This is a genomic window from Pigmentiphaga sp. MLSB6-MA01 (assembly GCF_058793475.1).
In genome coordinates this window covers 296,002-302,978 of the sequence record NZ_JBXAFV010000007.1, presented here as the reverse complement: position 1 = coordinate 302,978, position 6,977 = coordinate 296,002, and the positions used below count along the sequence as shown (strand labels likewise).

Annotated in this window: 6 protein-coding genes; 4 read left to right on the top strand and 2 right to left on the bottom strand. The window is 65.0% G+C overall.

Annotation, left to right across the window (positions count from 1 at the left end):
* Positions 1–168 precede the first annotated feature (168 nt).
* The 4 genes from grpE (at position 169) to gspG (ending at position 4,917) form a co-directional block, all read left to right on the top strand.
* On the top strand, positions 169–735 hold the full coding sequence (grpE, locus tag AC1Q6E_RS14205) for a nucleotide exchange factor GrpE (RefSeq protein ID WP_152798857.1): 567 nt from the start codon (positions 169–171) through the stop codon (positions 733–735).
* A 106-nt stretch (positions 736–841) separates the two neighbouring features.
* Positions 842–2,791: a molecular chaperone DnaK gene (gene dnaK, locus AC1Q6E_RS14200; RefSeq protein WP_492572970.1), complete on the top strand. Its 1,950-nt coding sequence runs from the start codon at positions 842–844 to the stop codon at positions 2,789–2,791.
* Positions 2,792–3,004: 213 nt separating this feature from the next.
* Positions 3,005–4,126, top strand: coding sequence for a molecular chaperone DnaJ (dnaJ, locus tag AC1Q6E_RS14195; protein ID WP_152798853.1), 1,122 nt, complete (start codon positions 3,005–3,007; stop codon positions 4,124–4,126).
* Between the two features lie 347 nt (positions 4,127–4,473).
* Complete coding sequence (gspG, locus tag AC1Q6E_RS14190) at positions 4,474–4,917, top strand: type II secretion system major pseudopilin GspG (protein ID WP_492572969.1); 444 nt, start codon at positions 4,474–4,476, stop codon at positions 4,915–4,917.
* Between the two features lie 106 nt (positions 4,918–5,023).
* Here gspG and AC1Q6E_RS14185 read toward each other — a convergent pair whose 3' ends face one another.
* Both AC1Q6E_RS14185 and AC1Q6E_RS14180 read right to left on the bottom strand, forming a co-directional pair.
* The gene (locus AC1Q6E_RS14185) at positions 5,024–5,989 is read right to left on the bottom strand and encodes a D-2-hydroxyacid dehydrogenase (RefSeq protein WP_492572968.1); all 966 of its coding nucleotides are present in this window, start codon (positions 5,987–5,989) and stop codon (positions 5,024–5,026) included.
* Positions 5,990–5,993: 4 nt separating this feature from the next.
* On the bottom strand, positions 5,994–6,965 hold the full coding sequence (locus tag AC1Q6E_RS14180; protein WP_296554568.1) for a Bug family tripartite tricarboxylate transporter substrate binding protein: 972 nt from the start codon (positions 6,963–6,965) through the stop codon (positions 5,994–5,996).
* Positions 6,966–6,977: the final 12 nt, after the last annotated feature.

The following is a 6,977-nucleotide window of genomic DNA, read 5'->3' as shown; positions in this document are numbered from 1 at the left end:
CCCAGGATGCGGTGGATCCGGCTCCGCCGGTCCACCCGCATCGCCCCCTGGGGGGCGCGCGTCAGCGCGTAGGGGGGAGATATACTTGAAACCGCAGGTTTCATCCCCATCTCGCGCATAGAGTTCCAGCAAGTTGCTGATTTATTTTGGTTTTTCATGGAGGCATCAATGTCGGCTGAGCACAAGCCTGGCGACCAACCCAATCTGGATCCCGAAAACGTGAACCCGTCCCCGGCGGCGGAATCGTTCGAAGCCACGGGAGGCGAGGATCCCATCGTTGCGCTGCAGGCCCAGCTGGCCGCGGTCCAGGCTGAATCCAAGGACAATTACGACGCCATGCTGCGCGCCCGCGCCGAGGCGGATAATGTCCGCCGGCGCGCCCAGGAGGAAGTCTCCAAGGCGCAGAAATTCGGTATCGAAGCATTCGCGGAAAACCTGTTGCCGGTCAAGGACAGCCTGGAGGCCGCCCTGGCCCAGGAAAACCAGTCCATCGACACCTTGCGCGAAGGCGTGGATGTCACCCTCAAGCAGCTCGTTGGCGCCTTCGAGCGCAGCAAGCTGGTCGAGATCGCCCCGGTTCCCGGGGACAAATTCAATCCGCACCACCATCAGGCTATCGCGTCGGTTCCGTCGGACGAGCCGGCCAATACGGTCCTGCAAACCCTGCAGAAGGGCTACCTGATCGTCGATCGAGTATTGCGTCCGGCACTGGTGACGGTCGCGGCCGCCAAATAAGGCCCGCCGCGATCGAAAGAAGCTATCGCGGGCATTGAAATAACGAAATCTCCACCTATTTATTGATCAAGAGAATTTTTTCTGATTTTTTTCAGGAACAAGGATTATGGGCAAAATCATAGGCATCGACCTGGGCACCACCAATAGCTGCGTCGCAGTGATGGAAGGCCCGCAGGTCAAGATCATCGAAAACGCCGAAGGCGCCCGCACCACCCCCTCGATCGTCGCCTACATGGAAGACGGCGAGATCCTGGTCGGCGCGCCGGCCAAGCGCCAGGCGGTCACCAACCCCAGGAACACCCTGTACGCCGTCAAGCGCCTGATCGGTCGCAAGTTCGACGAAAAGGCCGTGCAGAAGGACATCGACCTGATGCCCTACAGCATCGTCAAGGCCGACAACGGCGACGCCTGGGTGCAGGTGCGCGACAAGAAGCTGGCGCCCCCGCAGGTGTCGGCCGAAGTGCTGCGCAAGATGAAGAAGACCGCCGAGGACTACCTGGGCGAAGAAGTGACCGAAGCCGTGATCACGGTGCCGGCCTACTTCAACGACAGCCAGCGCCAGGCCACCAAGGACGCCGGCCGCATCGCCGGCCTGGACGTCAAGCGCATCATCAACGAACCCACCGCGGCCGCGCTGGCGTTCGGCCTGGACAAGTCGGAAAAGGGCGACCGCAAGATCGCCGTGTATGACCTGGGTGGCGGCACGTTCGACGTGTCCATCATCGAGATCGCCGACGTCGACGGCGAGAAGCAGTTCGAGGTGCTGTCCACCAACGGCGACACCTTCCTGGGCGGCGAAGACTTCGACCAGGTGCTGATCAACTACATCATCGGCGAGTTCAAGAAGGAACAGGGCGTGGACCTGTCCAAGGACGTCCTGGCCCTGCAGCGCCTGAAGGAAGCCGCTGAAAAGGCCAAGATCGAACTGTCGTCGGCCACGCAGACCGAGATCAACCTGCCGTACATCACGGCCGATGCCTCCGGTCCCAAGCACCTGAACCTGAAGATCACCCGCGCCAAGCTGGAAGCGCTGGTCGAAGACCTGATCAACCGCACGATCGAGCCCTGCCGCACGGCCATCAAGGATGCCGGCGTCAAGGTCTCGGACATCGACGACGTGATCCTGGTCGGCGGCATGACGCGCATGCCCAAGGTGCAGGAGAAGGTCAAGGAGTTCTTCGGCAAGGATCCGCGCAAGGACGTGAACCCCGACGAAGCCGTCGCCGCGGGCGCCGCCATCCAGGGCTCCGTGCTGTCGGGCGACCGCAAGGACGTGCTGTTGCTGGACGTGACCCCCCTGTCCCTGGGCATCGAAACCCTGGGCGGCGTCATGACCAAGATGATCAAGAAGAACACCACGATCCCGACCAAGTTCTCGCAGGTGTTCTCCACCGCCGACGACAACCAGCCGGCCGTGACCATCAAGGTGTTCCAGGGCGAGCGTGAAATCGCCGCGGGCAACAAGGGCCTGGGCGAATTCAACCTCGAAGGCATCCCGCCCTCGCCGCGCGGCACGCCGCAGATCGAGGTCACCTTCGACATCGACGCCAACGGCATCCTGCACGTGTCCGCCAAGGACAAGGGCACCGGCAAGGAAAACAAGATCACGATCAAGGCCAACTCCGGCCTGACCGAGGCCGAAGTCGAACGCATGGTCCGTGACGCCGAGGCCAACGCCGACGAGGACAAGCGCGTGGCCGAACTGGCGCAGTCGCGCAACCAGGCCGACGCCCTGGTCCACGCCACCCGCAAGTCGCTGGAAGAATACGGCGACAAGCTCGAGGCGTCCGAGAAGGAATCCATCGAGGCCGCCATCAAGGACCTCGAGGACGTCCTGAAGGAAGGCGACAAGGAAACCATCGACGCCAAGGTCGAGGCCCTGTCCAAGGCTTCGCAGAAGCTCGGCGAAAAGATGTACGCCGACATGCAAGCCCAGGCCCAGGCCCAGGCCGCCGGCGCGGCGGGCGCGGCTCCCGGCGGTGACGCCGGCGGCGCCAAGGCCGACGACAACGTGGTCGACGCCGACTTCAAGGAAGTCAAGCGCGACGACAAGTAAGCAGTAGCCGCGGAGCGGCCTACAATGTGGGCCGCTCCGCTTTTCGTTTTGACTGCGCCGCCGGCCTCCCGCCGCCACCGGTGCAGGGTTTGGGTAGGCCTCCTGGCTGCCCCACGAAGCCAGGGGGCCTACCCAAACCCGTCAATAGCACACGACCGCTATTCACCAGAGATATTGCCGGCCTCCTGAAAACAGGCCACCGAAGAAAGAACCATGTCCACCAAACGCGATCTGTACGAAGTCCTCGGCGTTGCCCGCACCGCCACCGAGGAAGAAATCAAGAAGGCCTACCGTAAGCTGGCCATGAAATACCACCCCGACCGCAACCCCGACTCCAAGGAAGCGGAAGAGAAATTCAAAGAGGTCAAGTACGCCTACGAAATCCTCTGCGAAGCCGAAAAACGCGACGCCTACGACCGCTACGGCCATGCCGGCGTCGACGCATCCGCCGCGGGCGGCATGGGTGGCGGGGCAGGGGGCTTCGCCGACGCGTTCGGCGACATCTTCGGCGAGATCTTCGGCGGTGGCCGCCAGCGCGGCGGCGCCCAGATGTACCGTGGCGCCGACCTGAAATACAGCATGGAGATCACGCTGGAGCAGGCCGCCACCGGCTTCGACACCGAGATCCGCGTGCCCAGCTGGGACAACTGCGACACCTGCCACGGCTCCGGCGCCAAGCCCGGCACCCAGCCCAAGGGCTGCCACACCTGCGGCGGCACCGGCGCGGTGCGCATGCAACAGGGCTTCTTCAGCGTCCAGCAGACCTGCCCGACCTGCCACGGCACCGGCAAGGTCATTCCCGATCCTTGCACGGCCTGCGACGGCGTCGGCAAGGTCCGCCGCAACAAGACCCTGCAGGTCAAGATTCCCGCCGGCATCGACGACGGCATGCGCATCCGCTCGTCCGGCAACGGCGAGCCCGGCGTCAACGGCGGCCCCTCGGGCGACCTCTACGTCGAGATCCACATCAAGCAGCACGGCATCTTCCAGCGCGACGGCGACGACCTGCACTGCGAACTGACCATCCCCTTCACCACCGCGGCGCTGGGCGGCGACCTGGAAGTGCCCACGCTGGGCGGCCGCGGCGAGATCAGCATCCCCGAAGGCACGCAGTCAGGCAAGGTCTTCCGCCTGCGCGGCAAGGGCATACGCGGCGTGCGCTCCAGCTATCCGGGCGATCTCTATTGCCATGTCGTGCTCGAGACCCCGGTGCGCCTGAACGACAGGCAGAGGCAGATGCTGCGCGACTTCGAGGCTTCGCTGAGCGAAGGCGGCGACAAGCATTCGCCGCAGAGCAAGTCGTGGACGGATCGGGTGAAGGAATTCTTCAGCTGATCACGCGCCCGCCGAGCGGGCAAGGGCGGGCCCCACCAGGCGCCCGTCGGCTGTAGACCAAGCCTCCTGTAAAAGGGAGGCTTTGTTCATTGTGGAGGGGAGGATGCCGGCCGGCGTTCCCGTGCCGTCCCTGGCCAAGCGGCGTTCTTGACGTGGCTTGGATGCCTATGATGTAATCAATTCAAGTATTGAAACAATGTATTGTCTGTCGATACATTCGGCGGGCTGACGGAGAAGGGGCGGAGTTCGCCTCGTTATTGCATCGAGGTATTCACGCAACCTCCAGACAGGTTGTCTCGACCAATGGGTCCTATCGCCGGCTGGCCATAGCAACGCCACAACTATCCATGCCTTGCCATTCATCCCCTGTTTTTCCCGATCGCACAGGGCCGCGGGGGTTCACCTTGCTGGAGCTGCTGGTCGCCGTTGTCATCATTGGATTGCTGGCAGTCTATGCGGCGCCCAGATACTTTCCCGAGCTGGGCAAGTCCAAGGCCAAGGCCACTCTCGCCAAGAGCCAGATCGATGCATTCGCGCGAGCACTGGAGGCCTATCGCCTGGATGTCGGGCGCTACCCGAGTACGGAAGAAGGGCTGGACGTGCTGCTTGTCGACCCCGGCACCAGCGATGAATGGAACGGGCCGTATCTGGGCAGGCACGTACCCACGGATCCCTGGGGCAATGCATATGTATATCGCTTCCCGGGCAACCAGGGCGAAATAGAGATCATTTCCTACGGTGCGGATGGCAAGCCGGGCGGGTCGGGCGAGGCGGCCGATATTGCCCACTGATTTCCCGCCCGATTGGCCATATAGCGAACCACGTTCGCCGTGCTGGTCAAGGCGACGATAGAAAAGCCGCCGGCGTTCGGCTATCGGGCGCCGCGCATCGGGTGCTTCACCGCACCCGGTTGCGCAGGCTGGCCAGGTCGCCGCTGGCCCACGCGCGCACGTTGTGTGCGACGAGTGGCAACACCTGATCGGCATAACGGTCCGATTCGCCGCCGATGTGCGGCGTGATCAGCAGCTTCGGCACCGACCACAGCGGGTCGTCTTCAGGCAACGGTTCGCGTTCGAACACGTCCAGCGCGGCGCCGGCCAGCCGGTCGCTGTGCAAAGCGTCCACGAGCGCCGTGGTATCGCACAGACCCGCGCGCGCCAGGTTGATGAGGCAGGCGCTGGGCTTCATCGCCGCCAGCACGGCGGCATCCACCAGCCCCTGGGTCGATGGCGTCAGGGGAGCAAGCAATACCAGGAAATCCGCCCGCGCGGCCACGTCGCGCAGCATGCCGCGCCCATGCACCTGATCGAAGCCCGCCACCGGCCGAGGGCTGGACGAGACCGCCAGCGTGCGCATGCCGAGTGCCTGGCATCGGGTTGCCAGTTCACTGGCGATCAGGCCCGTCCCCAGCACGGCAAGCGTCTTGCCGTGCAGCAGGGGCTGGCGCCGGCGCCGCCAGTGGCGCGCGCGTTGGTCCGCCAGGATGGCCGGGAGATCGCGCGCCAGCGCGAGCATCATCGTCAACGCCATTTCCGAGACCGCGGGGCCATGGATGCCGTGCGCCGACGTCAATGCCACGTCCGGCGACAGGTCGGGGTGGTCGGCGATGCCATCGACCCCGGAGGACAAGGCTTGAAGCCACTCCAGCCGGGGCAGGGCACGCAGCAAGCCGTCGTTCAACGCGCTCGCGAAACACGCCAGCGCGGTGGCCTGCCGCGCCGAGTCCGTCAGCGGCTGGTCCGGACGGATCCAGTCGAAAGCCAGATCGGGCAGGCTGCGCGCCAGTTCTTGCGCATAGTGCTCGCCATCGGCATTGACGATGAGCAGCCGGAAGTCTTTCCCAAGCGCCGAGGTCGCCCGCATGGTGTCAGTCCGTGCTGATCTTCGCTGCCGAGATCAACGGCCCGTAGGATCGCTGTTCGCTTTCTATGCGGGCGCGCACGGCGTCGGCGGTGGACGGCGCGGCTTCCTGGCCGAGCGCGGCCAGCGCCTGCCGGGCTTCCGGCGTTGCCAGCCACGTCCGGATCTCGCCGCCGAGTTTTTCGATGATCGCGTTCGGCGTGCGCGCGGGGGCGTAGAGCGCGAACCAGGTCTCCAGCTCATAGCCGGGGAAGCCCAGTTCGGCCAGGGTCGGCACGTCCGGGTACATGCTGGAACGTTGCAGCGACGTGGCGGCCAGCACCTTGATGCGGCCCGACTTGCCGAATCCACCCAGCGCGGCCTGGTCCAGCATGGCCAGCGGCGTGCGTCCCGACACCACGTCGGCGATGGCGGGCGCGAAGCCCTTGTAGGGCACGTGGTTGAGTTTCACGTCGGCCCGCTGGGCGAGCAGTTCCATGCCGAGATGGGCGGAGCCGCCGATGGCATTGGATGCATACGACAGCGCGCCCGGCCTGGCCCGCGCCATCGCGAGCACCTCGTCCAGCGTACTGGCGCCGAGTTCGGCCGATACGCACAGCAGGTACGGGCCCTTGGACAGCATGCTGATGGGGGCGAAGTCGGCCCGAACATCGTAGGGTACCTGCTTGCTGGTAAGCGGGATCAGGGACATGGTCGATCCGCCGGTCATCAGCAGCGTGTAGCCATCGGGGGCGGCCCGCGCGACTGCCTGCGCGGCAATCACGGTGTTGCCGCCGGCGCGCGATTCGACCAGCACGGCCTGGCCCAGGGTTTTTTCCAAGCGCTGGGCGAGCAGGCGCGACAAGCCATCCGCGCCGCCTCCCGGCGCGTAAGGAATGATGATGCGTATCGGCTTGTCGGGATAAGCGTGGGCGGGCCCGGCCGCCAGGGCCAGCGCGGCGGCCATGCCGGCGAACAGATTGCGGCAACGATGGAACATGCCTGTCTCCTT

Excerpts from the sequence above, each read along its gene's own strand:
- grpE (WP_152798857.1), top strand. The coding sequence starts at position 169 with ATGTCGGCTGAGCACAAGCCTGGCGACCAACCCAATCTGGATCCCGAA.
- dnaK (WP_492572970.1), top strand. The coding sequence starts at position 842 with ATGGGCAAAATCATAGGCATCGACCTGGGCACCACCAATAGCTGCGTC.
- dnaJ (WP_152798853.1), top strand. The coding sequence starts at position 3,005 with ATGTCCACCAAACGCGATCTGTACGAAGTCCTCGGCGTTGCCCGCACC.
- gspG (WP_492572969.1), top strand. The coding sequence starts at position 4,474 with ATGCCTTGCCATTCATCCCCTGTTTTTCCCGATCGCACAGGGCCGCGG.
- AC1Q6E_RS14185 (WP_492572968.1), bottom strand. The coding sequence starts at position 5,989 with ATGCGGGCGACCTCGGCGCTTGGGAAAGACTTCCGGCTGCTCATCGTC.
- AC1Q6E_RS14180 (WP_296554568.1), bottom strand. The coding sequence starts at position 6,965 with ATGTTCCATCGTTGCCGCAATCTGTTCGCCGGCATGGCCGCCGCGCTG.